The 24,430-nt window shown below is 68.2% G+C and carries 23 protein-coding genes; 9 read left to right on the top strand and 14 right to left on the bottom strand.

What is annotated here, in order from left to right:
• Positions 1–14: 14 nt before the first annotated feature.
• From Q7J39_RS02135 to Q7J39_RS02125, 3 genes are all read right to left on the bottom strand, one after another.
• Complete coding sequence (locus tag Q7J39_RS02135) at positions 15–791, bottom strand: CARDB domain-containing protein (protein ID WP_304819932.1); 777 nt, start codon at positions 789–791, stop codon at positions 15–17.
• Positions 788–1,120 (bottom strand): hypothetical protein, encoded by a 333-nt coding sequence (locus tag Q7J39_RS02130; RefSeq protein WP_304819930.1) that lies wholly within the window; start codon positions 1,118–1,120, stop codon positions 788–790. Before Q7J39_RS02130 ends, Q7J39_RS02135 begins: the two co-directional genes overlap by 4 nt.
• Before the next feature lie 158 nt (positions 1,121–1,278).
• Positions 1,279–2,208, bottom strand: a complete 930-nt coding sequence (locus Q7J39_RS02125; RefSeq protein WP_304819929.1) for a helix-turn-helix domain-containing protein — start codon at positions 2,206–2,208, stop codon at positions 1,279–1,281.
• Between the two features lie 426 nt (positions 2,209–2,634).
• On the opposite strand from Q7J39_RS02125, the gene Q7J39_RS02120 reads away from it, so the two are divergent.
• Positions 2,635–3,429 carry a class I SAM-dependent methyltransferase gene (locus tag Q7J39_RS02120; protein WP_304819927.1) on the top strand — a complete coding sequence of 265 codons (795 nt, stop codon included), beginning with the start codon at positions 2,635–2,637 and terminating at the stop codon, positions 3,427–3,429.
• A 138-nt stretch (positions 3,430–3,567) separates the two neighbouring features.
• On the opposite strand, the gene Q7J39_RS02115 is transcribed toward Q7J39_RS02120, so the two are convergent.
• Entirely contained in the window at positions 3,568–4,329 is a 762-nt protein-coding gene (locus Q7J39_RS02115) for a hypothetical protein (RefSeq protein WP_304819925.1), read from the bottom strand.
• A gap of 163 nt (positions 4,330–4,492) precedes the next feature.
• Here Q7J39_RS02115 and Q7J39_RS02110 point away from each other — a divergent pair, with 163 nt between their 5' ends.
• The 3 genes from Q7J39_RS02110 (at position 4,493) to Q7J39_RS02100 (ending at position 7,464) form a co-directional block, all read left to right on the top strand.
• Positions 4,493–5,644, top strand: coding sequence for a trans-acting enoyl reductase family protein (locus tag Q7J39_RS02110; RefSeq protein WP_304819923.1), 1,152 nt, complete (start codon positions 4,493–4,495; stop codon positions 5,642–5,644).
• 45 nt (positions 5,645–5,689) lie between these two features.
• Complete coding sequence (greA, locus tag Q7J39_RS02105; protein WP_304819921.1) at positions 5,690–6,169, top strand: transcription elongation factor GreA; 480 nt, start codon at positions 5,690–5,692, stop codon at positions 6,167–6,169.
• Between the two features lie 68 nt (positions 6,170–6,237).
• The gene (locus tag Q7J39_RS02100; protein WP_304819919.1) at positions 6,238–7,464 is read left to right on the top strand and encodes a cytochrome P450; all 1,227 of its coding nucleotides are present in this window, start codon (positions 6,238–6,240) and stop codon (positions 7,462–7,464) included.
• Between the two features lie 15 nt (positions 7,465–7,479).
• Here the strand turns inward: Q7J39_RS02100 and ptsP are convergent, their stop codons facing one another.
• Positions 7,480–9,744, bottom strand: a complete 2,265-nt coding sequence (gene ptsP / locus Q7J39_RS02095; RefSeq protein ID WP_304819916.1) for a phosphoenolpyruvate--protein phosphotransferase — start codon at positions 9,742–9,744, stop codon at positions 7,480–7,482.
• 256 nt (positions 9,745–10,000) lie between these two features.
• On the opposite strand from ptsP, the gene Q7J39_RS02090 reads away from it, so the two are divergent.
• On the top strand, positions 10,001–10,762 hold the full coding sequence (locus Q7J39_RS02090) for a DUF2189 domain-containing protein (protein WP_304819914.1): 762 nt from the start codon (positions 10,001–10,003) through the stop codon (positions 10,760–10,762).
• A gap of 6 nt (positions 10,763–10,768) precedes the next feature.
• On the opposite strand, the gene Q7J39_RS02085 is transcribed toward Q7J39_RS02090, so the two are convergent.
• Positions 10,769–11,755: a Tim44 domain-containing protein gene (locus tag Q7J39_RS02085; protein ID WP_304819912.1), complete on the bottom strand. Its 987-nt coding sequence runs from the start codon at positions 11,753–11,755 to the stop codon at positions 10,769–10,771.
• Positions 11,756–11,932: 177 nt separating this feature from the next.
• Here Q7J39_RS02085 and Q7J39_RS02080 point away from each other — a divergent pair, with 177 nt between their 5' ends.
• Together Q7J39_RS02080 and Q7J39_RS02075 are read left to right on the top strand one after the other, a co-directional pair.
• Positions 11,933–12,250, top strand: a complete 318-nt coding sequence (locus tag Q7J39_RS02080) for a hypothetical protein (RefSeq protein WP_304819910.1) — start codon at positions 11,933–11,935, stop codon at positions 12,248–12,250.
• A gap of 80 nt (positions 12,251–12,330) precedes the next feature.
• On the top strand, positions 12,331–12,990 hold the full coding sequence (locus tag Q7J39_RS02075) for a heme-binding protein (RefSeq protein ID WP_304819908.1): 660 nt from the start codon (positions 12,331–12,333) through the stop codon (positions 12,988–12,990).
• Between the two features lie 62 nt (positions 12,991–13,052).
• Here Q7J39_RS02075 and Q7J39_RS02070 read toward each other — a convergent pair whose 3' ends face one another.
• The 5 genes from Q7J39_RS02070 to Q7J39_RS02050 all read right to left on the bottom strand — a co-directional run bounded on the left by Q7J39_RS02070 (position 13,053) and on the right by Q7J39_RS02050 (position 18,393).
• The gene (locus tag Q7J39_RS02070; RefSeq protein ID WP_304819906.1) at positions 13,053–13,481 is read right to left on the bottom strand and encodes a BLUF domain-containing protein; all 429 of its coding nucleotides are present in this window, start codon (positions 13,479–13,481) and stop codon (positions 13,053–13,055) included.
• Between the two features lie 7 nt (positions 13,482–13,488).
• Positions 13,489–14,199, bottom strand: a complete 711-nt coding sequence (gene folE / locus Q7J39_RS02065) for a GTP cyclohydrolase I (protein ID WP_304819904.1) — start codon at positions 14,197–14,199, stop codon at positions 13,489–13,491.
• 250 nt (positions 14,200–14,449) lie between these two features.
• Entirely contained in the window at positions 14,450–15,583 is a 1,134-nt protein-coding gene (locus tag Q7J39_RS02060; protein WP_304819902.1) for a hypothetical protein, read from the bottom strand.
• Complete coding sequence (locus Q7J39_RS02055) at positions 15,580–16,899, bottom strand: hypothetical protein (protein WP_304819900.1); 1,320 nt, start codon at positions 16,897–16,899, stop codon at positions 15,580–15,582. Before Q7J39_RS02055 ends, Q7J39_RS02060 begins: the two co-directional genes overlap by 4 nt.
• 3 nt (positions 16,900–16,902) lie before the next feature.
• Positions 16,903–18,393 carry a DGQHR domain-containing protein gene (locus tag Q7J39_RS02050; RefSeq protein ID WP_304819898.1) on the bottom strand — a complete coding sequence of 497 codons (1,491 nt, stop codon included), beginning with the start codon at positions 18,391–18,393 and terminating at the stop codon, positions 16,903–16,905.
• A 267-nt stretch (positions 18,394–18,660) separates the two neighbouring features.
• Between Q7J39_RS02050 and Q7J39_RS02045 the strand changes: the two genes are divergently transcribed.
• Entirely contained in the window at positions 18,661–20,391 is a 1,731-nt protein-coding gene (locus Q7J39_RS02045; protein WP_304819896.1) for an alpha/beta hydrolase, read from the top strand.
• Positions 20,392–20,550: 159 nt separating this feature from the next.
• On the opposite strand, the gene Q7J39_RS02040 is transcribed toward Q7J39_RS02045, so the two are convergent.
• Together Q7J39_RS02040 and Q7J39_RS02035 are read right to left on the bottom strand one after the other, a co-directional pair.
• Positions 20,551–20,940, bottom strand: coding sequence for an RcnB family protein (locus Q7J39_RS02040; protein WP_304819894.1), 390 nt, complete (start codon positions 20,938–20,940; stop codon positions 20,551–20,553).
• 62 nt (positions 20,941–21,002) lie between these two features.
• Positions 21,003–21,617 (bottom strand): metalloregulator ArsR/SmtB family transcription factor, encoded by a 615-nt coding sequence (locus tag Q7J39_RS02035; RefSeq protein WP_304819892.1) that lies wholly within the window; start codon positions 21,615–21,617, stop codon positions 21,003–21,005.
• Positions 21,618–21,693: 76 nt separating this feature from the next.
• Here Q7J39_RS02035 and Q7J39_RS02030 point away from each other — a divergent pair, with 76 nt between their 5' ends.
• Positions 21,694–23,088: an MFS transporter gene (locus tag Q7J39_RS02030; RefSeq protein WP_304819890.1), complete on the top strand. Its 1,395-nt coding sequence runs from the start codon at positions 21,694–21,696 to the stop codon at positions 23,086–23,088.
• On the opposite strand, the gene Q7J39_RS02025 is transcribed toward Q7J39_RS02030, so the two are convergent.
• The gene (locus Q7J39_RS02025) at positions 23,085–24,335 is read right to left on the bottom strand and encodes an aspartate kinase (protein ID WP_304820088.1); all 1,251 of its coding nucleotides are present in this window, start codon (positions 24,333–24,335) and stop codon (positions 23,085–23,087) included. The genes Q7J39_RS02030 and Q7J39_RS02025 overlap by 4 nt on opposite strands.
• Positions 24,336–24,430: the final 95 nt, after the last annotated feature.

Genomic DNA, 24,430 nt, shown 5'->3' with positions numbered 1-24,430 from the left:
CCCCGCGTGGCGCCTCAGTTATGGATGCTGAAGCCATAGGTGATGACGTTGTTGGTTTCCTCGCCTTCGGCCACCTGGTTCAGCGCGTCGGCGGTGAGGCTGACCGAGCCGCTCCCCGCCGCCGTCGGCGCGGGATAGTTCAGGCATCCCGAACTCGTCGCCGATGCGCCCAGGGGCGGAACATTGGCGCTCGGGGTCGCCCCGCCGAACGCGCTGCCGGTCAGCTTGGACGCCACGCTGGGGCTTTGACCCAGGTTCTTGATGCTGAAACAGACGAGGAAGGCCTGGCCCGGCTTGGCGAAGGCGATGTGGGCCGAGGAATTCGGCGGCTGCAGCCAGACGCCCAGCACCTGCAGATCGGGGGCCGAGGCCAGCGCCAAGGCCAGGGCGCGGGTGTTGTTGGTCTCGCTCTGCTCCATCTGTTGGGCCAGGCTGTCGACGGTCAGGGTCAGCGTCAGGTTGGTCTGTTTGGCGTCGGGATATGACAGACAGAGCGTCTTCGACGCCCCGGTCCCCAGGCCTCCGAGATCGCGGAACGGCGTCGCCCCGGCTAGGGGGCTGCCCGACACCCGGAAGCCGGTGCTGGGCGCTCCCAGGTTCTTGACGCTGAGACAGGCGTCGAACGGCTGGTTCTTGATGACCTTGGCCGCGTGGATCATCGGATAGGCTGGCCGTTGCAGCCAGGTGGACTCGATGGTCAGGTCCGGCTGCTTCTGGCTGACGTCGCCGGCGGCCCAGGCGGGCGCGGCGATCACCCCCGCCAGGCCGGCGGCCAGCAGCAGGCGGCTCACTTCACCACCGGAAGCTTGGGGCCCGAGGTCTGGCAGTGAGACGCGCCGCCCAGGACGACGACGGTCCCGCCCTTGGCGCCGCAGAGTCTGTCCTGCCCCTTGGCCAGGGCGCACATCGGCGGCTTGCGGTCCGTGCCCTCGAAGACGCAGGGGCCCACGCGCACGGGTTTGACGCTGAGGGCCAGCACCCCGTGCTTGGCGCAATCGCGGCTATCGGTGACGTAGGTCCCATCAGGACAGGCCCAATATACGGTCGCGGCGGCAGGCACGGCCCCCAGGGTCAGGACAGCGGCCGCCGCGGCGAGGCTGAGGCGCAGGGAGGTGATCATCGGTCGCTCCATGATTGACGCCTCTAGGTCGTGACGAGCGCGCAAAGGGTTCAATCACCGCTATCCTGGGACATGATCCATCGATGGCGCCGGCCCCGACGCCGGGGCCGGGCGGGTGCTGAACCTGCTGCTGGAGAGCGTGGAAATCCCCTGAGGGACTACGGCGCGGGCGCGGCGAGCTTGGAGACCAGGGTCTGGGCCGAGGGCAGCAGGCCCTTGCTCTGGCCGCCCACGAACACCTGGATCGAGGATGGCTCGGCGGCGTCCACCGTCAGGCCCTTCAGCATGGGGGTCCGATAGGCTTCCCCGGCCGCGAGCTGGCGGGCGAAGTAGACCGAACCGTCGGCCCCGCGCACGATCAGCGAGGTGGGCTTGCGCGCCTGCAGGGTGACCACGGAGCCCGCCGCCGGGGCGCCATGGATCGTGCCGTTGGCGACGAAGGTCGAGGCCAGCGGCGCACTCGGTGCGGCGACCACATCCTCGGGATGGGCCTTGGCCAGCTTGGCCGCGTCGTCGGCGGCCTTGCTGGAGCCGTCGCCGGCGGTAGCGGCTTCCAGGCCCGGGGTTTCGTAAGGGGTGGGCGTGGTGGATTCCACCGGCGCGGGCAGGGGCGCGCCGAGCGCCACGGGGCCGCCGGGAGGTGCGGGCGCGGGCAGGCCAACGGCGGAGGCCTCCGGCGCGTTGGCGGCCGGCGGGGCCTGCTCGCTCATGGCGCGCTGGGCGATGTTCCACATCACGATGGCGCCGACGATCAGCAGGCCGACGATGACGATGGCCATGACCCGCGGGTCGCCGTCGCGGCGCACGCCGACCGGCGCGCGCAGGGGCTCGTCCGGCGCCGGTTCGTCCAGCTTGAAGCGTTCGACGGCGGCCTCGCCGTCCATGCCCAGCGCATTGGCGTAGGCGCGCACGTAGCCGATGGTGAAGGGACGCGAGGGCAGCTCGTCCAGGCGCATGTCTTCGATCGCCGCCAGATAGGCGCGGCGGATGCGCGTGGAGTCGGCCACGTCCTGCAGCGTCAGGCCGCGGAACTCGCGGGCCGACTTCAGAGCCGCGCCAATGTCAGGTCCGGTGTCCATGGTGGGCATGTAGGAGTCCGGCAGACCGGGATCGCGCTCCCCGTCCGCTCGCAAATGCAGATTTGTAACCCCGCCAGTATCGAGAGGCATGGCTACCTGACACCCCACTGCTTGATCGCGGCTTAACTTCGCGATCATCCCCCACTCCGCATTAGTGCGAAGTTGTTAATAGAGTTGACGAATATCACGCTAGACTACGGAATTCAATGCGTTATTTGGTCACTGATGGTTAACTCGCCCGTCAGGCGAGACGCGAAAGCTTGGCCGTTGTTTTGCACCATCTGGCGCCGCCTGCGCCAATTTGGGACAGTCGCGCCGGACCGCGGCGTGGCTGCGTTCCCTCACCTGCCGCCATATCGCGACGAACATGCCGCCCTGGGCCTGGGTTCGGGGACGGATCGTCTATAACACGCACCAAGCAGGGGGAAGACCAGGATGCGCGCCGATGAGGTTTCTCGAAACAACCAGGCGGGCTGGGACCGCCGCGTCGAAGAACAGGACGTCTGGACCCGCCCGGTTTCACCTGAGGCGATCGCCCGCGCCCGCCAAGGTGACTGGTCGGTGGTCCTGACGCCCCACATCCCAGTGCCTCGCGACTGGTTCGGCCAGGTCGAGGGCCGGGACATCCTGGGCCTGGCCTCGGGCGGCGGCCAGCAGGGGCCGATCCTGGCGGCGGCGGGGGCGCGGGTGACGGTGTTCGACGCCTCGGAGCGCCAGCTCTCCCAGGACCAGGCGGTGGCGGCGCGCGACGGGCTCACCCTGACCACGCGCCAGGGCTTCATGCACGACCTGTCGGTCTTCGCCGACGCCAGCTTCGACCTGATCTTCCACCCGGTGTCGAACTGCTTCGCGCCCGAGATCCAGCCGGTCTGGCGCGAGGCCTACCGGGTCTTGCGGCCGGGCGGGACGCTGCTGGCCGGCTTCATGAACCCGATGGTCTATGTCTTCGACGCAGACGCCGAGGATCGCGGCGAGCTGATCGTCAAGCACGCCCTGCCCTATGCGGACATCACCCACCTGCCGGCCGACGAGTTGCAACGCCGCATCGACCGCGACCACACCGTGGAGTTCAGCCACACCCTGGAAACTCAGATCGGCGGCCAGCTGCAGGCGGGCTTCGTCCTGACCCACATGTTCGAGGACCGGGATGGCGGGGCGCCCACGACCGGCCGCTCAGCCTATTTCCCCACCTGCATGGCGACGCGGGCGGTGAAGAGCCCAAACACATAACAGCCGTCATCCCCGGGCTTGTCCCGGGGACCCATGATCTCCGTCTCGCCGCGGGGCGCGCGGCGCACGCCACGAATGCTTGCTGCCCCTCGGAGATCATGGGTGGCCGGGACAAGCCCGGCCATGACGATCAGAGGGTTACGCGTTCGCCGTCACCGGCGGCATTTGGTAGGGCGGCGCGCCGGGCGGGCGGCCGATCCAGATCTGGCCGCTGCGGGCCATCACCTGACCCGCGCCGTCGAACAGGGCGACGCCGGCGAAGTGCTTGCGGCCCTCGACCCGGTCGGCCCAGGCCACCACGACATAGGTCTCGCCCGCCTTGGGCTTCACGAGAACCTCGCCGGCCATGGTGCCCAGCAGGCCCACGGGGGTCTCGGTCTTCACCCACCAGGCCATGGAGCCCGAGCAGTCCAGCGCCGCCCAGGTGATCTCGTCGGGCATCGTGCCGTCGGGGTTGGCGAAGTTGGCGTGCGGGGTCCAGAGGCCGGCGCAGACGCCTTCCGGCGCGCCGTCGATCTGACCCACATGCACGCCCAGGCCCTCGCCGGCTTCCCGCTCGATGCAGCAGGAGAAGCAGCCGCGATGCAGGGATTTCTGCGCGAACCGCGAGGCGGCCTGATAGCGCCGGGCTTCCTCGATGGTCGGCGGCGTCGGGGGCATGGGGATGGCGTCGTCGGCGGCCGGCTTGGCCGAACCAAGCGGCAGGCCCTCGGCGTTGGTCAGCACGACCCCGCCGTCTTCACCGGGGGTCAGGGTGACAGGAACGTCCAGCGGAACGCCGCTGCGCAGCATGGCGCTGCCACGGCCGCCGACCGCATTGGAGAGCACGCCGCAGATATAGCCGCCGTTGGCGGTGACGGGCGGGCCGCGGAATTGTCTCGGAACAATGATCTCGGACATGGGAAATGGATCTCAGGTTCGTTGAAATGAAAAAGGCTATGTCTGTTCTCTGCCGTCGCAAGGCGGACTCTGCAATGGGTCTGAGCGCCACACGCCTTCTGGAATTGCGCGCGGACCTCAATCGCGGCAGGGTCCGCGCCAACTCACCAAGGAGGACGGACCCATGAACCCCAAGGCCGAATTCGACATCATCGTCTATGGCGCCACCGGCTTCACCGGCCGTCTCGTGGCCGAGTACCTGGCCCAGAAATACGGCGTTGGGGCTGAGGTGAAATGGGCCATGGCCGGCCGTTCGGTCGACAAGCTGGCCGCGGTCCGCGACGAGATCGGCGCGCCCAAGGACACCCCGCTGATCGTGGCCGACGCCTCCGACCCCGCCTCAGTGAAGGCCATGGTCGCCCGCGCCAAGGCGATCCTCACCACGGTTGGCCCCTATCAGCTCTATGGCTCGGACCTGGTGGCCGAATGCGCCGCCCAGGGGACCGACTATCTCGACCTCTCGGGCGAGCCCAACTGGATGGCCGAGATGATCGGCAAGCATGAGGCCGCCGCCAAGCAGAGCGGCGCGCGCATCCTGTTCTCCTGCGGCTTCGACTCCATTCCCTTCGAGCTCGGCGTCTACTTCGCGCAAGCGACGGCTAAGGAAAAACTCGGCGCCATGGTCCCCCGCGTGAAGGGCCGGATGCGCAAGATGCTGGGCGGCCTCTCGGGCGGCACCGCGGCCTCGGGCCGCGCCACCATGGCGGCCCTGCAGAAGGACCCCAGCCTGTTTGCCTTGATGATCAACCCCTTCGCTCTCACCCCCGGCTTCGAGGGACCTGCCCAGCCCCCCGGCAACAAGCAGGAACACGACCCCGACGTCGGCGCCGACGTCGGCCCGTTCATGATGGCGGCCATCAACACCAAGAATGTCCACCGCTCCAACCTGCTGCAGGGCCACCCCTACGGGACCGACTTCGTCTATGACGAGATGTCGATCATCGATCCCAAGACCCCCGCGGCCTTCGCCGACATGCCCGCCGAGGGCGGTCCCCAACCGGGCGAGGGCCCCAGCAAGGCCGAGCGCGAGGCGGGCTTCTACGACTGCCTGTTCATCGGCATCGCCCCGGACGGCCGCAAGGTCCAGGTCTCGGTCTACGGCGACAAGGACCCCGGCTACGGCTCGACCTCCAAGATCATCGCCGAGACCGCCATCGCCCTGGTGAACGCCCCTGACGTGGCCGGCGGCATCTGGACGCCCGGCGCGGCGCTCGGCGACCGACTGGTCAAGCGGCTGTCGGACAATGCGGGCCTGACCTTCAAGGTCGAGAGCTAAAGGCGGTCTGGCGCGTTAGACGCTCCGGACCCTGAGGGAATTTCCATGAGCGTTGCGTTCACCAAGGAAGGGGATGCGGAGGCTACCGCCGCCGACCTCCCCGACCGCCCGATCTCGCCGCACCCGAACCTGGTGACGCCGGAAGGCCTGGCCTTCATCGAGAAGGCCCTGGCCCAGGCTCGCGCCGACTACGCGGCGGCCCAGCACGCCGGCGGCATCGAGGCCGACCGCACCGCCATGGCCCGGGCAACGCGGGACCTGCGCTACTATTCCGCCCGCCGCGCCAACGCCCAGCTCATCGAGCCCAGCGACGACACCGAGACCGTCCGCTTCGGGGGTGAGGTGACCATCGACCGCGAGGACGGCCGCCGTCAGACCTTCCGCATCGTCGGCGAGGACGAGGCCGACCCGGCCCAGGGCAGCGTCTCCCACGTCTCGCCCCTGGCCCGCGCCCTGATGGGCAAGTCGGTGGGCGACACCGCCATGCTGGCCGGCGCGGAGGTGGAGATCGTCGCCGTGGGCTGACAGCGCTTGCCGATAGGTGACGCCTGCGTCATCTTTTTGCAAAAGACGCCTAGGGAAGGACGATCCAGATGACCTCCGCGCCTCTGCCCTCGATGATCGACCTGACGCCGCTCAACGAGACCTACCGCGCCGATCCGCACGTGGTGCTCGACGATCTCCGCGCCCGCTGTCCCGTGCATCGCGACGAGGTCTCCGGCAGCTTCATCGTCAGCCGCTACGCCGATGTCCGCGCCATCGTCTCCGACCGCGGGATGTGGCGCGACGCCATCCATGCCGCCGAGACCGAGGTCATGCAGCGCCAACGCATGCAGCAGGTCGATCCCAGCGTGCCGCGCACCAGCCTCTCCAGTATCCTCACCCTCGACGATCCGGACCACGCCCGGATCCGCCAGCCGCTGGCCCAGGCCCTCTATGCCCGCGTGGCCCGCTGCCGGCCGCAGGTCGAGGCGATCGTCGCCCGGGCCCTGGAGGGGTTGCAGGGCCAGGTGGACCTGATGGACCGGTTCTGCGTGCCGATCCCCATCGACGTCATCGCCGTGATCCTCGGCGTGGATCACGACCGGCTGGTGGAGTTCCGCGCCTGGTCCGAGGGCGTGATCCAGGGGCTCAACCCGTTCCGCACCCAAGAGCAGACCCAGGAGATGGAGCGGGCGAGCCTGGCCCTGAACGGCTACTTCACCGAGACGATCGCGGCGCGGCGCAAGGCGCCCCGGGACGACCTGATCAGCGATATGACGCGCCTGCAGGCCGAAGGGGTCGACCTGAACGACGACGAGCTGCGGATCAACCTCAGCGCCCTGCTGGTGGGCGGCAACCTCACCACCACCGACCTGATCGGCAATGCTGTGCGCCTGTTGCTGCTGCATCCCGAGGAGCTCGCCAAGCTGCGGGCCGACCCCGGGATCATCAACGGCCTGGTGGAGGAGGTGCTCCGCTACGAGCCCCCCGTCGACATAACCGGCCGCATCGCCTCCCAGCCCCTGGAGTTCGGCGGCTGTCCGGTGAAGGCCGGCCAGTCCCTCACCGTCCTGCTGCGCGCCGCCAACCGCGATCCCGAGGTCTATGAGGACCCGCACCGCTTCAACGTGACCCGCAAGCATCGCCCCCACGTGGCCTTCGGCGGCGGGGCGCACATCTGCATCGGCGCGCCCCTGGCGCGGCTGGAGGCCCAGGTCGCGCTGGTGATGCTGTTCGACCGCTTCCCCGGCTTGAAGCTGGCCCACCCCGATACGCCCCCGGAGTGGCGCCGGCTGCCGTTCTTCCGGGGGCTCGAGCGCCTGGACGTGATCGCCTAGGGCGCGCTGTAGCCTCTAGATGGCGACGGAGGTCTTGCGGGCCAGGGTCTCGATCTCGTTGCGGATCGAGCCCGCCGAGCTCTTGATCAGGGCCGAGACCCCGCGCCGGGCCGCTTCGCGGTCGCAGGACAGCACCATCTGCTTCACCGGCCCCAGACCGGCCGGCGGCATCGACAGCCGGTCGAAGCCCAGCGCCACCAGCACGAAGGCCTCCAGCGGCCGTCCCGCCATCTCGCCGCAGACCGAGACCGGCGTGCCGGTTTCGGCGCAGGCCTGCTGGATCTGCTGCAGGGCGCGCAGGGCGGGCGGCGACAGGAAGTCGTAGCGGTCGGCCACCCGCGGGTTTCCCCGGTCGGCGGCGAACAGGTACTGCATCAGGTCGTTGGTCCCGACACTGACGAAGTCGGTCATCGGCAGCAGGGCGTCCAGGTGCCAGATCAGCGACGGGGCCTCGATCATGGCGCCCACCTCCAGCCGCGACGGCTCGGCGCGGCCGCGCCGCAGGGCCCAGGCGATCTCGTGGTCCACCAGGGCGCGGGCGGCCCGGAACTCGTCCACATTGGCCACCAGCGGGAACATGATCCGCAGCGGCCGGCCGCGCGCCGCGGCGATCAGCGCGCGCAGCTGCAGTCGCAGCAGGGCCGGCCGGTCCAGGCCCATGCGGATCGCCCGCCAGCCGAGCGCCGGGTTGTCCTCCCGCTCCGCCTCGAGATAGGGCAGCACCTTGTCGCCCCCCAGATCGAGCGTCCGGAAGGTCACCGCCATGTCGCCGGCGGCGTCCATCACCCGGCCATAGAGGGCGGTCTGGGCGTTGAAGCGCGGCATTTCCTCGGCCACCATGAACTGGAACTCGGTGCGGAACAGGCCGATGCCCTCCGCGCCGGTCTCGGCCAAGATGTCCAGGTCGACGTCGAGGCCCGCGTTCATCAGCAGGGTGATCTTGTGGCCGTCGCGGGTGAAGGCCGGGGTGTCGCGCAGCTTGGCGAATTCAGCCCGCCGCTGGGTGCGCACCTCGAGCCGGGCCTGCAGCGCCTTGATGACGTCGGGGCGGGGCCGCAGATAGGCCTCGCCGGTCTCGGCGTCGACGATGACCGGGTCGCCTTCCGACACCTTGTCGCGCAGGCCGGCCAGCCGGCCCACGCAGGGGATGTCCAGGGCGCGCGCCACGATGGCCGCATGGCTGGCCGCCGAGCCCTCCTCCAGCAGCAGGCCCTTGAGCTTGGTGCGGTCGTATTCCAGCAGGTCGGCGGGGCCCAGGTTTCGGGCGATGAGAATGGCGTTGGGCGGCAGGTCGCGGGTCTTGTGACCGTCCCCCGACAGGTGCCGCAGCAGCCGGTCGTTGAGGTCTTCCAGGTCGTGCAGCCGCTCGCGCAGATAGGGGTCGCGGGCCTGGCCCAGCCGCGCCCGGTGCTCGGAGCGCACCCGCTCCACGGCGGCCTCGGCGGTCAGGCCATTGCGCACCGCGTCCTCCAGGCTGCGGTTCCAGCCGCGGTCGTGGGCGAACATCCGGTAGGTGTCGAGCACCTCATAGCTGGCCTCGACCAGCCCGTGCTGGCCGTCCAGCATCTGGTCGATCTGGGCCTGCAGGCTGGCGATGGCGGTGGCCAGCCGGATCTCTTCAGCCTGGACGTCGTCGCTCAGCAGCTTGCTGGTGGCCACCGGCGGCTCGTGCAGGACCACGACCCCCAGGGCCAGGCCGTCGGCGAACTTGGCGCCCTTCAGCCGCTCGGGGCGGTGCGGCACCAGTTCGGCGTTCTTCAGCGCGCCTTCGGAGGCCAGCTCGCTGCTGGCCACCATCTCGGCCAGCACCATGGCGACGATCTGCAGGTCCTCGACCTCGTCGTCGGAATAGACCCGCTCGGTGCGGTTCTGGACCACCAGCACGCCGATGACCCGGCCGCCGCGCAGCAGGGGCACGCCCATGAAGGCGTGGAACGGGTCTTCGCCGGTCTCGGGGCGATAGGAGAAGGCCGGGTGGTTGGGGGCGTCCGACAGGTTCAGCGGCCGGCCCAGGCGCAGGATCTCGCCGACCAGGCCCTCGCCGGGCTTCAGCCGGGTGACGTGGACGGCGGTGGGGTCCAGGCCCTCGGTGGCGAACAGCTCCATGTCGTTGGAGCCGCCGCGCATGTAGAGCGAGCAGACCTCGGCCACCATCGAGCGCGCGATGATGCGCACCACCATGTCCAGGCGTGACTGGGCGGGCCCGCCGCCGGCCAGCGCCTCGCGGATCTGCCGCAGCAGGCTCCGTTGTCCTCGAATGGCGATGCCTGGTGCGGCCATCGTCCGCGCGTCCCTCCCTCAACTGACCGTCCCACCGGACCGCCCGCGGCCAGTCCGACCGTCTTGACCGCTCCCTAGCAGCTTTGGACGTCGGAACGGAGACGGAAATGAGGAGGATACGTGCACGATCGTCGCGGGTGGTGGAAGTTTAGGCGCGCGCGCCCGGCTTGATCTGCCTCAATGCGGGCCGGGCCCCCCGCACCCGACCCTGGCGGCGCCGACGCGCAACGACGTGGCCGGCGCAGGGGAGGGACCAATGGCGTCAACGGGCGGGCTGCCGGACGTGAAGAGGATCGGCGTGGGCGCGCCGTTCCGCTGGCTCGGGGGCGCCTGGAGCGACCTCTGGCGGGCTTGGCCGCCGCTGCTGGCCTACGGCGTGGCGCTCAGCGCCTTCAGTCTCTGGATCAGCCTCAGCTTCATGGCCACCGGCGGCGCCTTCTGGGTGTTCGCGCTCACCTGCGGCTTCGTGTTCGTGGCGCCGATGCTGGCCATGGGGCTCTATGAGGCCGCGGCCCTGCTGGCCCGGGGCGAACGGCCGACCCTGGCTCGCATGGTCTTCGTCCGCCGGGCGCTCTCGGCCGACGTCGCCATCCTGGGGCTGGCCCTCTTGATGATCTTCTTCTTCTGGCTGCAGATCGCCCAGATCGTCTACGGCCTCTCGACCTGGGTCATCTACCGCACGGTGGAGACCCTGGCGGCCTTCGCGCTGACCACGCCGGAGGGCCACCGCATGCTGTTCGCCGGCTCGCTGATCGGCGGCGCCATCGCCTTCCTGACCTATGGCCTGGTGGTGATCTCGGCGCCCATGCTGCTGGATCGTCAGACCAGCGTCTTCGTCGCCACCATCACCAGCTTCCGCGCCGTGGCGGCCAATCCCGGCCCGATGATCGTCTGGGCCCTGCTGATCGCGGTCCTGACCCTCTCCACCGTGCTCACCGGCTTCCTCGCCCTGGTGATCGTCTTCCCCTGGCTGGGGCTGGCGACCTGGCGGGCCTACGGTGAGCTGGTGGAGATTTGAGGGGGGTCAGCTTTCCTGGATCGCCGCCAGTTTCCACGGCCCGGCGTTCTGGCGGGTGAAGGTCCAGTGCTCGGTGGTCTCGGTGGGCGTCGTCGCGTCGCCCTCCAGCACCGCGCCGCTCGTGCGGTCGCGCATCACGTCCAGGCTGGAATAGCGCAGGGCGGCGGTGGCGTAGTCGATGTCCCCCTCGCGCCAGGCCTCCGACACGTCGGCCTGCAGCAGGCGCACGTCCGACACCTCGTTGCGGCGGCCCTGGGTGGCGTTCTGGCTCAGCTCCTCCGACAGGTAGCTCATGATCTCCGGCGTGGTCCGCTCGCGCAGGGCGGCGTAGTCCTCGCGCCCGAAGGCGGCCTGGACCTCGCTCAGCAGTTCCTCGAAGCGGTCGCGGTCGGCCTGGGTGACGCCGATCTCATAGGTCTCCACCACCTCCGGGGCGGGCGGGACCGCCGCGCCGCCGCCAAACCCGCCGAACCCACCGCTGGCGGGCTGTTCGAAGCCGCGCGCGCCATTGATCGGCGAAACATTGTCCCGCGCGAAGCTGGTCGGCGCGGCGGTCGCCGTGCGGCGACGGCGGAACAACATCACGATCAGGCCGATGCCAAGGCCCAGGATGGCCAGCTGCATCAGGGTGTTCATCATCCCGGCGCCCATGCCGCCAAAGCCGTGGCCGAGGAACATGCCCAGCAGGCCGCCGGCCACCAGGCCGCCCAGGATCCCGCCGCCCATGCCGCCCAGGAAGCCGCCGCGCCGGGGCGCTTGCGCCGCCGCCCCGGCCGCGGCCGGAGCCTGCGGGGTCGCGCCGGCCTTGTTGGCAGGCGTCATGGAGCGTTGGATCGGCGCGGTCGCCTGGGGCGCGGTCGCGGTGGGCGCCGGCGCGGTATAGGTGCGCGCGCCCCGGCTGCCGAAGCTGCCGCCCCGTCTCGCCTCGGCGGTCTCCGCCAGGGTGAGGGCCAGGACCAGGCCAATGCCCAGCATCGAGGTCGCGCGTTTCATGTGAGGTCAGTCTCCCTTTGCGGGGACATGTAGGGACGGGTCGGCGTCGGGGACAGGGCGCCCCGATCAACTTCCCGACAGCGCCAGGCGCTCGCGCGCGCCATGTTTTTGCAGAATATCGCCCGCGCCTCCCGGGGAACGGGGTAGGGAAGGGCTCAAGCCTTGAGAGACATCCCCATGCCCGCCTTCACCATCGTCACCACCAGCGCGACCCAGGACACCGACGCCGCCGAGGTCAACACCCTGACCGATGACTTCGGCAGCGAGACCGAAGCCCTGGGCTATTCCCGCCGCATGGCCGACGAGATGCTGGGCCTCGCCGCCCAGCTCTCCCTGGACTTCGACTACAGCAATGTCGCCCTCTATGACGGCGACCTGCTGGAGGAAGACCTCGACCCCGATCACCCCGCCCTGATCGGCGTCTGGGTGCTCGACGAAGAGGGCTGCGCCTACGTCCCCGCCGCCGAATTCCGCGAAAGCCAGGCTGACGCCTGAGGGGGAGCCGCGCGGCTCCCTCCGGACGCATCCGGGGTCGCGGCGGCCCCGTAGCTGGTCACAGACGAGGAGACGGGCAGATGGCCAATCTGTGGGAGTTGGGCGTGGCGATCCTGGGGGGGCTCGGGGCCCTGGTAGGGATCCGCGCGGGGACCGAACAGCCCCGCTACACTGTTGTGGAGCGTCTCGACGGCGTCGAGATCCGCCACTACGGCCCCCGGCTCGCCGCCGAGACCACGGTTTCGGGCTCGGCCACAGCGGCGCGTAGCGCCGGCTTCGAGGCGGTGGCGGGCTACATCTTCGGCGCCAACACCGCCAAGGCCTCCATCGCCATGACCGCCCCGGTGGCCCAGAGCGCGGCGGGCCGCTCCCAGACCATCGCCATGACCGCCCCGGTGACCCAGACCGCCGCCGGCGTCGGATCCTGGAAGGTGCAGTTCATCATGCCAGCGCGCTACACCCGGGCCACCCTGCCTGTCCCCACCAGCGACCAGGTCTCCATCGTTGAGCTGCCGGCCCAGGACTACGCCGTCCTGCGCTTCTCGGGCGGCCGAGGCGGCCCGGCGGTGTCGCGCCGCACCGACCAGCTCACCGCGGCCCTGGCCGGCCAGGGCTGGCGGGTCGCCGGTCCGCCCACCGCGTGGTTCTACGACCCGCCCTGGACCCCGTCCTTCCTGCGCCGAAACGAGGTCGCCGCGGCTGTGGCGCGGACCGCCTCGACAGGGCCGGCGTCACGATGAATGGCGGTCGGGGCGACCCCGCGGGCGTCCGAACCCCTCATGAGCGCGTCGAAGGGTCCTAGTCACTCAGGCCGATTCAGGATCGCCGCGGTCGCCACCATCTCGCCCAGCAGGGCCATGGTCGCGGCCCCCGAGCAGTCGAACGGGTCCAGCTCCACCCGCTTGAAGTACTTCAGCAGCAGGGCGGGGTTGAGCTTGTTGATGCTCACATGGCCCATCGTCCAGTTGCCGAACCGCCGTTCGGAGATCTCCTCATAGCTCAGCAGGCGCACCTGCTGATGGCGGTCGTCCCTTACGATGGCGTTGAACAGCTCGCAGACCTCGTCGCGGCCGCCCTCGATCACCTGGATGAAGAGGTTCTCCGACACGCAGAGCAGGCCGGTGATCCCGAGCGCTGGGTTGTTTTTGCGCGATTGCGCCAGGATCATGTCCAGGCCGGGCCCCTGGAGGGCGGCCGACGGGCGGCTGGCGTATAGGCAGCGAACGAGCATCTCGACCTCAGGATCTGTGCTTCAGCAGCGAGAGGAACTCGCTGCGCAGGTGGTGGTCCTTCAGGAAGGAGCCGCGCATGACGCTGTTGATCATCATGGTCTGGTTGTCCTTCACCCCGCGCCAGTGCATGCAGAAGTGGTCGGCCTCCATCACCACGGCCAGGCCGTCGGGCCGCACCTTCTCCATCAGCAGGTCGGCCATCTGCGTGATGGCCTCCTCCTGGATCTGCGGCCGCGACATCACCCATTCGGCCAGGCGGGAATATTTCGACAGGCCGATCAGGTTGGAGTGCTCGTTGGGCATCAACCCCACCCACAGCTTGCCCATGATCGGGCAGAAATGGTGGCTGCAGGCGCTGCGGATGGTGATCGGTCCCACGATCATCAGCTCGTTCAGAGACTCGGCGTTGGGAAACTCGGTGACCGGCGGCGCCGGCGCGTAGCGCCCGCGAAACACCTCGGTCAGGTACATCTTGGCCACCCGCTTGGCGGTCTCCTGGGTGTTGTGATCGCTCTGAGTATCGATCACCAGGCTGTCGAGCACCCCCTTGAACTTCCCCTCCACCTCGGCCAGCAGCGCCTCCAGCTCCCCGGGCTCCAGGAAGGCGGAGATGTTGTCATTGGCGTGGAAGCGCTTCCTGGAGGCCTTCAGCCGGGCGCGGATCTTCTCGGAAACCGGCTGCGCATCTGGCGCGTCGTCGACAGGCGTCTTGGTCACCGGGTCTCCACTCCTGAACTCTGGGCGCGGGCGCGCACAGCCTCTGGCGAGGCCCGCGCTCTGACGCCCCATCGATACGATGGCCAAGCTGTTCCAGATGCAAGCGCCGCCGGAGGGCTATCGGGGGCTTAGGGCGACCGGGCGGGGGCACGGAAGGCGCAGTTCCCCGTCCGACCTGGGCTCTTAACGGCGGTTCGGAGCGTCCGCTCTCAGCGCGAGCGCGGAACCATGAGAATCCATGCAGGCTCTCTCAGCGCGGGGAAAGCCTCAAGATTAGCTCAACGGTGTTTTGGCGAGCAGCGCGGTTGGTGCGATTTCCACCTAGGGTCGACATGCGGCTTGAAACTTTTTCCGCGACGATATTGTAGTGAACCGAAGCCAGATCTCGCAGATCGTCGCCGGAAATGCCGGTCGACGCTCCGCTAGCGGGAAATGTCACAATTGCATCCGCCCCTACCGCCGCTAGTCCGGCGAAGAGCGACGAGAACGCGGACGCCGCCTTTGTGGGAATGCTGAAGTCGGATGCCGGACGCTCTGAGGGAGCTGGATACCGGCCACTTCCAGACACCTCGCCGAGCGTGCCCCGCGCGAGGCTTTCAAGCACATGATAAAAGCGGCTGTAGTGCACGCTTGAATAGGGTGGGTCGAGGAAGGCAAGCCACCCCTCGGAGAGCTTTCCAGAATGCGCCGCGGCCGGGCCAATGGAACTCTCCCCCAAGGACAGCGCGTGCCTTTGTCCCAGCTCGGACGCCGCACGCCTCACCGAGGTCAACGGGTCCTTTCTCCATGCTTCTCGAAGAAAGGGACCTGCCGTCTCGTTGGCTTTAAACGGTTGAGCCGTGTGTCCAGGTGCCGCCGCACAGGTGCTCGCAGCTGAGACAAGCGCCCCGAGGCCGACCTTCAATAAGTCGGCCTCAGATGGCAAAGAGGCCCGCAGCCCGTCGAGGATCAGCGCTTGCGCAGGCGAAAAATACCAACCACCGTACGCACGGCAAAACGGTCGCCCATCGGTACGGCACAGTTCCCGGCTTTCAGCCGCGAGTTCGCCGATGTCACCAGTGCCAAGGCGCGACTGGATCGCGGCTGCCTCTTTCCAAGAATTCGATCGTTCTGCAAACGCGCGGGATGCTGCGAACCACTCGTCAATCCAAGAGTCGGACTCAACTGCGGCCACCCGACCGATGACGCTGTCGGCGAGTGCGACGGCGAACTGCTGAAGGTCACCAGCCAAAACAGGGACGGCGAAACGCTCGGCGACATGGCAGGCGACAGTTCCAGACCCGGTAAAAAGGTCGGCAAATCCCACGGCTTTTGGCGCGCTGGAGGCGATCACCTCCCCGAGACCGTTGAGGAGCATGGACCGTTTTGAGCCCATGTATTTCAAGCGGTTAGGCTCCACAGTCCGATGCGCTCTGCCTCTGATACGATTGGCATCCGCTTCGCCGCCCTGCTGAGCCATCCCTCCGAACCGACGTCGATCTTGAGGTCCATGAAATCAACCAGCTCGTACTCGACGTCGAGCCAGAGGTCACCAAGGAAATCAAGCGGCGCGTCGGGCGCCCAAAAGCCGCGAGCCACTGCGATCTCGTTCAGCCAAGGGCGCAGCGCACCCTCTGCAACCGAAAGCCCGGCGTCGACCATGTTGGAGTGTGTGAAAGCCGTTGCGAGACGCAGTAGAAGGAGCGCTCGTGACAGCATGTCAGTCGGGCCAGCTTGGGGCCCTGGTCTAGATGCCAGAGAGATTATGAGCGGCCGATCATTAGCTTCCGGGACCGCCAAAAATGATCTCGGAACAATCACTTGAATCTGGGCTGGAAGGCGCTCGTATTCCTTCCCAATTTGACCTGAGAGATAGTCGGAATTGTCGTAGGCCAAATGATGAAGGCTCTGGAGCAGCCGACGGATTAGGTAAGCGTCGACACGATCAAATTGGCTTGCACCAACGGGTCGGAACAACTCCCAAAAGTTATCGACAAAATCGATGTGATCTCCCGGCGCATTTGGAAGATTGTTTAGGGCCGTCGGATAATAACTTGATCGGTTCCGAGAAAGTTTATCGTCCCGTCCTTGCTTTAGGTCAGCTCCCCAGCTCGTGATCAAGCCAGATGCCACGGCTTGTGGTGCGTAGCCCGGCCATATTCCGCTCAGGATATCATCAAGGGATGTTCCTTGGATGCGGACCAGTCGAAGAAAGGAGGCAGCTAACGCGGGGGTCGCGCCCCAAGCCTCCAATGCGTCCCAGACTACCGTGTGCGTACCATCGCCCCTCTTTGGTGGAGGCGTGCCGTCGGCTCTGGGATCCAGTGGTATGATCGCCCCGCTGGCATCAACCACGAAATTGATGCCGTCGACGACTCCGATGCCTAGGTTCGCGAGAAGGCTCAGCGCTGCGCGGAGCTGTGCATAATATGCCAAGTGGCGCGCCGCGTGCGGGTCGCCGGCGAGCAGCGCCGACAGCGATCGAGAAACGTACGACCAGCCATCCATGCAGTGATTTGGGGCAGACGCCGCCAAGACTCGAATAACTTGCGCAGGCTCCAGGGCCTGAAACGCGGGCCAATGTTTAGGCAGCGCACCGTCGTGACCTGGTTTGGTTGGATCGAGCCATTGTGCGGTTGGCTTGCCACTGAACTGGGCCATCGCCGCCATGACGTGGGTACGATCAGCTAAGGCGAGTGAAGCTCCTGAGATCGAGCTCACCAATTACTCCAGTTCGCTCAAGACCACGGAGGCGACTACGGAAACTGGGCCTTTGCCTAGTCCCAGTGTCTCCAAGGTGTCGTTTCTGAGCGCAACATAGCCTCCGCTGCCGCGGTAAATCCGCTTCTGATCCTTTTGTTCTCTTTCGAGGCCGGGACCGTCAAACGATCGCCAATCCACGCGCGCCAGTTCGTTCGCCAAACTGAGCATGTACCCGTGGAAATGTGTATTGCGGATATCAACAAGGGCTTCAGTTACATCCTCGATGCTGGTTTCCGGGTTCTCGATGCGAGACTGCCTCCAGGCATCCAGTCGCCAATCCGAAGCTTTCCGGAAGAATATCTCATTTGCGACGCCGAGCAGCGCTCGTATGCCCATGTCTTGGTTTAGTAGATTGCGTCGATCACCCAACGCCTTTTCGGCATCGCCAAATGCGCGGATCCACGCGTGTGTGGTTTCACCCGCTTTGACCTCAGCCACAAACAGTAGCCCGAGTTCGATGACGAACGCTGCTTGCTGTGCACGCGACCATTCCAGAGGCTCATCAGTAGGGGAGATCGGTGCGCTGAAAAGCCCTCTACGCCCGCTACCCTTTCCTGTCGCCATCAGCGTCGCCAAAAGCGCTCTGATCCAAGCGGCCTGGCTAACCGTCCCTGCCCCCTTTTCGCCGAGCATATTGATGCGGTCCAGCCATGGGCTGGCTGGATGGGACTGGAGAATTGACGTCAGCTCTTGCGCGCGCGCCTCTCGATAGACTGTAAGCTCGCCGACACGATCTAGCCAATCTTCGCCTCTCAAGAGCGGATACAGATCAAAAGCGTGGCTGGGGTTAATCCGCTTTGGCGAAACGTTGATCGACCAGAAGAGGTACGCCTGCCACGCGATGTCCAAGCCGACAAAGGCAACCACGGGAAACGAGAAATCGTCGGGTATCTCCTGATCGCCCGTTGCCGGATCGAATGCCCAAAGCCGGTGCTGTCCGTCGATAACTTCGAATGGCGCGAGGCTCGTTTCTTCGTCAAGGTCGGCTTGGTTTGGGACCTGAAGGAAGAAACTACCATTCTCTTCTGCCAGCGCGACCGCGTGGCGGTCCTCGAGCTTCCGCCCGCGCCGCTCATCGTCCGGTCGGAGAATGTTGACCACGATCGCAGTGGGAAGCCAGCCTGGCTTGCGAAGTCCCAACATGTCGCTTGTGCGCTGGGGATCTTTCAAATCACCATAGGGATAGCCGAATTTCACGTACTCGCGAATGCGAGCAGTCCGAACTTCATCTCTCGCCCGTTGAATGCCTTCCGGGCCCCCGTGATCGTGGCTGCGCCGGTAGACGTCGCAGAGTTGCCTAAGCTGGGCGGCCGGCATCGCGAACATGAGCATGAACTGGTCTGGCTTGCGGCGGGGCGCAGCGTCTCCATAGGGAAACGTGTCCCACTGCTCCAACCATTGCTTGAAGCGGATCACGGGAACGCGCGCGGTCGCCGTATGCGATTCTGTCATGGTGCCCCCTCAGACGAGTGAGCTTCCTAGCAGCACTCGCAGGGGTTGCCAGCCCATTAACCCTGGCGGCTAGGGCGTTTGTCGCAATCGGGAGGCGTCGCGAAGATTGTAGATGCCCACACTCCTGGCTGGAATGTCCGCCTTCCGAGCGTTCGTTAGTGTCGGCTACTGGCGCATCGCTGACCTAGGCAAAGCGTCTTCCTCCCATAGACGCACCCGCTCCCCCACCCCCATAGTCCCCCCTAACAACCGTCTGGGGAGGCGACGATGCTGCGCAAATACGGGCTCCTGGCTCTCGGCCTGATCCTGATCCTGGCGGGCTCGCTCCTCGCCCACGCCGTCCAGACCACCAACGGCGTCACGGTCACCGACGTGCGGTTCCCAGGCGACAAGGGCGTCGTCATGAGCGGGCTGCTCTATCGGCCGGCCTCGGCCACGACGGCCACGCCCGCGCCCGCGATCCTGGCCAGCCACGGCTATATCAACACCCGCGAGATGCAGAGCGCGTTTGCCATCGAGCTGTCGCGGCGCGGCTTCGTGGTGCTGGCCATGGACATGACCGGGCACGGGAATTCCGGCGCCGCCGTCGGCCAGCAGGGGTTCGGCGGGCCGGCCGCCCTGCGCTACCTGCGCGGCCTGCCTTACGTTGATACGAGCAATATCGGCCTGGAGGGCCACAGCCTGGGGGGCGGCCCCGTGGTGGCCGCCGCGGAGTCGGCGCCGGACGGCTACAAGGCCGTGGTGCTGGAGGGCTCGACCCCGGCCATCGGGGCGGTGTTCGGCGCCGCGGCCAAGAGCCAGCTTCGCAACCTGGCCATCGTGTTTGGCCAATACGACGAGTTCGCCCCCCTGATGTGGCAGGTGGCCAAGGGCGGCGACGTGGAGACCTCGAAGTCCCTGCAGGCCATGTTCGGGTCGGCGGGGCCGGTGGTGGAGGGCCGCCTCTATGGCGACCCCGCCGCCGGGACCGCCCGGGTGCTGCACAATCCCCCCATCACCCACCCGTGGGAGCACTTCTCCTCCGCCGGGGTCGGCCACGCCGTGGACTGGTTCCAGACGCAGCTGTCGGGCGCGGCGCGGCCTCTGCCGCCGGGCGACCAGATCTGGATCTGGAAGGAGGTCGGCACGGGCGTCGGGTTCCTGGGCTTTGTGCTGCTGCTGCTGGGGACCTTCCAGATGCTGCTTGGCCTGCCGGTGTTCGCCGCCCTGGCGCGGCCGGCCGAGCCGGCCGGAACCGCGCGTGGCGGCAAGTGGTGGCTGGCGGTCCTGCTCACCGCCGTGCTCCCGGCCGCGACCTTCTTCACCTTCATGCAGGTCGGCGCCCTGTTCTTCCCCATGAAGCTGTTCCCGCAGTACATCACCAACCAGCTGCTGGTCTGGGCGCTGCTGAACGGGCTGCTGACCCTGGCGCTGGGGATATTCCTCAAGGGCGGCAAGAGCGCCTTCACTCACGACTGGCTGCGCGCGATCGCCATCGCGGCGGCCACCGTGGCGGTGGGGTACCTGTCGCTGGCCGCCGTCGATGCGGTGTTGCAGGTGGACTACCGGTTCTGGGTGCTGGGGCTCAAACCCCTGGACGGGCCCCATGCCCTGATGGCGCTGGCCTACCTGCCGCTCTGGACCCTGTTCTTCCTGGTCTCGCTGCGGGCGCTGAACGCCAACCTGGCGGTGCGCGGGGAGGGGGCGGGGGCGGCCTACCTGACCGCGGCCCTGGCCATGAGCCTGGGGTTCGTCCTGCTGCTGGCCATCCAGTACGGCAGCCTGCTGGCTACTGGCCTGCTGGCCGTGCCGCAGCAGCCGCTGAACACCATCGTCGCCATCCAGTTCTTGCCCCTGCTGGCCATGGTCGGCGTGATCGCGGCCTTCACCTATCGGCGCACCAACAGCTACGTGCCCGGCGCGGTTATCTGCGCGATGGTGATCTGCTGGTACGTGACGGCGGGCACCGCCACCCACTGGTCGCCGGAGTTCCGCCTGCCGGGGGCGGCGCGCTCTTAGTTCCTCCCCCATCGGGGGAGGGGGACCGCGCAGCGGTGGAGGGGGCTGGGGCCGTGCCGCTTCAACGGCCCAAACCCCCTCCGTCTCGCAGGCTTCGCCCGCGATCCACCTCCCCCGAGCCGGCCTGCGGCCTGGAGGAGGAATGAAGATCAGCCGACCCTAGCGCAGAAGGGCGGAGACCACTTCGGAGATCAGGCCGGTACGGGTCTGGGCCAGGTAATACTGGTCGTCGACGTGGACCCAGCGATAGCCGGCCGGCGGCGCGCGCAGGCGGTAGGTCTGGGGATTGTCCACATAGTAGCGCGGGGTGACGTAGGTGGTCGGCAGGCGCTGGCCACGGCTGTACATCTTCTTGTACTGGCCCGGCGGCATGCCGCCGGGCTTCTTGGCCAGGCCGGGCGGGCCCGAGGCGCCGTGGTGATCGCCGCGGTCGTAGTGGTCCCCACCCTTGTTCTTGTGACCCTTGTCGTGGCCATGACCGCCGGGCTCGGCAAAGGCGGGGGCGGCCAGGGCAAGGCTGGCGGCGGCGGCGATAAGAACGATTTTCATGGCGAATCCTCGGGAACATCCCTCAGCCGCGATAACGCTCCAACGCGCTGACGGTTCGTTGGCTAGGCGACGACCCGGTACGCACACCGCCGGGCGCCGGCCAGGATGTGTTCCAGCCGCTCCACCCGGGCCGGGGCCAGCAGCATCTCGAACAGGGAAAGCTCCGCGCGGCAGAAGCCCTGGCAGGCCGTGGCCGCCGCGCAGATCGGGCAGTGGTTCTCGATCAGCAGGTAGGCGCCGTCCTCCTGCCTGGACCATTCGGCCATGTAGCCCTCGGCGGCGCGCAGCTGCGCCAGCTTGGCCAGCTTGGCCTCCAGGCCGGCCTCGGGCAGGGCGGCGCGATAGCCCTCGCCCACCAGCCGCTCGCGCCGGGCGATCAGCCGGTCCAGCACCGCAGGCCCGAACTCCGCCCGCACCGCCTCGATCAGGTCCACGGTCATCTGGGCGTGGGTGTCGGGGAACCGGCCGTGGCCCTTGGCGGTCAGGGACCAGGAGCGCCGGGGCCGCCCCACCCCGGCCCGCACGGTCGCATGTTCCACCAGACCCTCGGCGGCCAGCTTCTCCAGGCTCTGCAGCGCCGCCTGCCGGCTGATCCCTAGGGTGTTGGCCAGCTCCAGGGTCCAGCCCGGACCCCGGGTCTTGATCTGGAACAGAAGGTCGTCAGGCGTGCTTCGCATTTGACAATCATTCTATTGCAAATTAGGCCCGGCCCGTCTAGTCAGGTCGCCCAATTGACCTGTTCAGGGTGTCGAAATGGAACCGGGGTCCCAGGCCCAGGACGGAAGCTGGGCCGACGTCGTCGCCGGCGGCCGGCTGCCGCTGTTCGCCCTGATCTGCCTGGGCGTCTGGCTGGGCGCCGCCGACAGCCTGGTGACCGCCACCATCATGCCCAGCGTCGGCGCGGACCTCGGGGGCTACGCCTACTTCGGCTGGGCCACGGCGGGCTACCTGCTGGGCTCGGTGCTGGCGGGCGCCAGCTCGGGCCTGCTGGCCCGGCGCTTCGGCCTGCGTCGCGCCACCGCCTGCGCGGCCCTGCTCTACGCCAGCGGCTGCGCGCTGAGCGCCGCAGGCCCCGACATCGCCACCTTCCTCGTCGGCCGCCTGCTGCAGGGGATCGGCGGCGGCTGGGTCACCGGCTTCTGCTCGGTGGCCATCGGCCTGCTGTTCCCCAACCGCCTGCTGCCCCGCGTCTACGCCGCCATCACCGCGGTCTGGGGCGTCGCCAGCCTGGTGGGTCCCATGCTCGGCGGGGTCTTCGCCGACGCCGGCAACTGGCGCGGGGTCTTCTGGTTCTTCGCCATCCAGGCGGTGGCCGTCGCCATCGCCGCCTTCGCCATGCTGCCCAAGGGCCCGGATGGCGAGCGAGGGCAGGGCGTCGCCTGGGGCCAGCTGGCCCTCATCGCCGGCGGCGTCGTGGCCATCGGCGCGGCCGACGTGGCCGGGACCTTCGGGCGCTCGGCGGGCCTGACCCTGGTCGGAGTCGTCCTCCTGCTGGCCATGGTCTGGCTGGACGAGCGCGCCGTGGTGCGCCTGCTGCCCAGGGGCTCGGGCTCGCTGCGCACCATTCCGGGATCCGGCTACGCCAGCATGTTCCTGCTGACCGCCGCCTCCATGGGCTTCGCCATCTACGGTCCTGCGATCCTGCAGCAGCTCGCCGGTTTGTCTGCCCTGACCGCCGGCTACGTGATCGCGGGAGAGGCGGCGGCCTGGACCCTCGCGGGTCTGGCCGTCGCCCATCTCACCGGACGCTGGCCGGGCCGCATGATCCTGATCGGCGCGGTCTGCGCCACCGCGGGCGTCGGCGCCAGCGCGCTCGTTTTCCCCACCGGTTCGGTGCTGGGCGTCATCCTGGCCGGCGCGGCGCTGGGGGCGGGCTTTGGTCTGTCCTGGGCCTTCATGAGTCAGGCGATCCTGGCGGCCCTGCCCGACGAGGAACGGGCCATCGGCGCGGCGGCCATGACCACCGTCCGGCTCACCGGCTCAGCCGCCGGCGCGGCCATGGCCGGCGCCGTCGCCAACCTGGTGGGCTTCTCGCACGGCCTCAGTGACGCCACCGCCAGGTCGGCCGGCGTCTGGGTCTTCGTCGCCGCCCTGCCGGTGGCCCTGGCGGGCGTCTGGACCGCGCGCCGCCTCGCCTCGTTCCGCTAGAGCTGGTCCAGCCCGTAGGCCGCGTGCAGGGCCCGCACCGCGAGCTCGGTATAGGCCGCGTCGATCAGCACGCTGATCTTGATCTCGCTGGTGGAGATCACCTGGATGTTGACGCCCTTCTCGGCCAGGGCGCCGAACATGGTCTTGGCGACGCCGGTGTGGCTGCGCATGCCCACCCCGATCACCGAGACCTTGGCCACGTCCTCATTGACCGCCACGTCCTCGAAGCCGATCTGCGGCTGGGCGGCGCGGACGATCTCCACCGCGCGGGCCGCGTCCCGCTTGCCCACCGTGAACTCCATGTTGGCGGTGTCGGCGGTGCGCGCATGGCTCTGGACGATCATGTCCACATTCACGTTGGCGTCGGCCAGGGCGCCGAAGATGGCCGAGGACACACCCGGGTGGTCGGGGAGGCCGTACAGCGTGATCTTGGCCTCGTCGCGGCTATAGGCGACCCCGCTCACGATGCGCTTTTCCATGATCTCTTCCTCGTCGCACACGATGGTGCCTTGGCCGGGCGCTTCGCCGGGCTCGACAAAACTGGACAGCACCCGCACCGGCACGTTCTTGGCCATGGCGAGTTCGACGGAACGGGTCTGCAGGACCTTGGCCCCCAGGGACGCCATCTCCAGCATCTCCTCGTAGGAGATCTTACTGAGCTTGCGGGCCTTGCTCTCGATCCGGGGGTCGGTGGTGTAGACGCCGTCGACGTCGGTATAGATGTCGCAGCGGATGGCCTTCACGGCCGCGGCGATGGCCACGGCGCTGGTGTCGGAGCCGCCGCGGCCCAGGGTGGGGATGCGGCCGTCGCGGGTGACGCCCTGAAAGCCGGCGATCACCGCGACCTCGCCCCTGTCCATGGCGGCGATCAGATTCTCGGGCAGCACGTCGTCGATGCGGGCGCGGCCGTGGGCGTCGTCGGCGATGATCGGGATCTGCCAGCCCATCCAGGAACGGGCGGGCAGGCCCATATTGCGCAGGGTCATGGCCAGCAGGCCGGCGGTCACCTGCTCACCGGACGCGACGACCACGTCGTATTCGTCGTCGGAGGGCGTCAGGCCCTGGCTCGCGGCGCCGGCGCCGTCGGTCCAGGCCACCAGCTCGTTGGTCTTGCCGGACATAGCCGAGACCACCACGGCCACCTGATGGCCCGCGGCCACCTCGGCGGCCACCAGCCGACCCACGCGCCGGATGCGCTCCAGGTCAGCGACGGACGTGCCGCCGAATTTCATCACCAGCCGGGACATGGGCGTGGTCACAAGCTCCTTGAGGGGAGAGGGAAGGGCCGCGTTCTAGCGACGCTCGGCGCGCGGGGCAACGCCGGGCTTCGCGTGGGCGCGGT

The sequence above is a fragment of the Phenylobacterium sp. genome (assembly GCF_030651185.1).
Taxonomy (GTDB): Bacteria; Pseudomonadota; Alphaproteobacteria; order Caulobacterales; family Caulobacteraceae; genus Phenylobacterium.
The sequence above is the reverse complement of the archived record's forward strand: the minus strand, read 5'-3'. Positions and strand labels throughout refer to the sequence as shown.

What these genes read in the sequence shown, in the direction of transcription:
- greA (WP_304819921.1), top strand. Translation starts at nt 5,690, where the DNA reads ATGAGCGTTGCGTTCACCAAGGAAGGGGATGCGGAGGCTACCGCCGCC.
- Q7J39_RS02025 (WP_304820088.1), bottom strand. Translation starts at nt 24,335, where the DNA reads ATGTCCCGGCTGGTGATGAAATTCGGCGGCACGTCCGTCGCTGACCTG.
- Q7J39_RS02100 (WP_304819919.1), top strand. Translation starts at nt 6,238, where the DNA reads ATGACCTCCGCGCCTCTGCCCTCGATGATCGACCTGACGCCGCTCAAC.
- Q7J39_RS02130 (WP_304819930.1), bottom strand. Translation starts at nt 1,120, where the DNA reads ATGATCACCTCCCTGCGCCTCAGCCTCGCCGCGGCGGCCGCTGTCCTG.
- ptsP (WP_304819916.1), bottom strand. Translation starts at nt 9,744, where the DNA reads ATGGCCGCACCAGGCATCGCCATTCGAGGACAACGGAGCCTGCTGCGG.
- Q7J39_RS02035 (WP_304819892.1), bottom strand. Translation starts at nt 21,617, where the DNA reads ATGCGAAGCACGCCTGACGACCTTCTGTTCCAGATCAAGACCCGGGGT.
- Q7J39_RS02110 (WP_304819923.1), top strand. Translation starts at nt 4,493, where the DNA reads ATGAACCCCAAGGCCGAATTCGACATCATCGTCTATGGCGCCACCGGC.
- Q7J39_RS02080 (WP_304819910.1), top strand. Translation starts at nt 11,933, where the DNA reads ATGCCCGCCTTCACCATCGTCACCACCAGCGCGACCCAGGACACCGAC.
- Q7J39_RS02115 (WP_304819925.1), bottom strand. Translation starts at nt 4,329, where the DNA reads ATGTCCGAGATCATTGTTCCGAGACAATTCCGCGGCCCGCCCGTCACC.
- Q7J39_RS02090 (WP_304819914.1), top strand. Translation starts at nt 10,001, where the DNA reads ATGGCGTCAACGGGCGGGCTGCCGGACGTGAAGAGGATCGGCGTGGGC.
- Q7J39_RS02075 (WP_304819908.1), top strand. Translation starts at nt 12,331, where the DNA reads ATGGCCAATCTGTGGGAGTTGGGCGTGGCGATCCTGGGGGGGCTCGGG.
- Q7J39_RS02070 (WP_304819906.1), bottom strand. Translation starts at nt 13,481, where the DNA reads ATGCTCGTTCGCTGCCTATACGCCAGCCGCCCGTCGGCCGCCCTCCAG.
- Q7J39_RS02120 (WP_304819927.1), top strand. Translation starts at nt 2,635, where the DNA reads ATGCGCGCCGATGAGGTTTCTCGAAACAACCAGGCGGGCTGGGACCGC.
- Q7J39_RS02085 (WP_304819912.1), bottom strand. Translation starts at nt 11,755, where the DNA reads ATGAAACGCGCGACCTCGATGCTGGGCATTGGCCTGGTCCTGGCCCTC.
- Q7J39_RS02040 (WP_304819894.1), bottom strand. Translation starts at nt 20,940, where the DNA reads ATGAAAATCGTTCTTATCGCCGCCGCCGCCAGCCTTGCCCTGGCCGCC.
- Q7J39_RS02125 (WP_304819929.1), bottom strand. Translation starts at nt 2,208, where the DNA reads ATGCCCACCATGGACACCGGACCTGACATTGGCGCGGCTCTGAAGTCG.
- Q7J39_RS02030 (WP_304819890.1), top strand. Translation starts at nt 21,694, where the DNA reads ATGGAACCGGGGTCCCAGGCCCAGGACGGAAGCTGGGCCGACGTCGTC.
- Q7J39_RS02045 (WP_304819896.1), top strand. Translation starts at nt 18,661, where the DNA reads ATGCTGCGCAAATACGGGCTCCTGGCTCTCGGCCTGATCCTGATCCTG.
- Q7J39_RS02050 (WP_304819898.1), bottom strand. Translation starts at nt 18,393, where the DNA reads ATGACAGAATCGCATACGGCGACCGCGCGCGTTCCCGTGATCCGCTTC.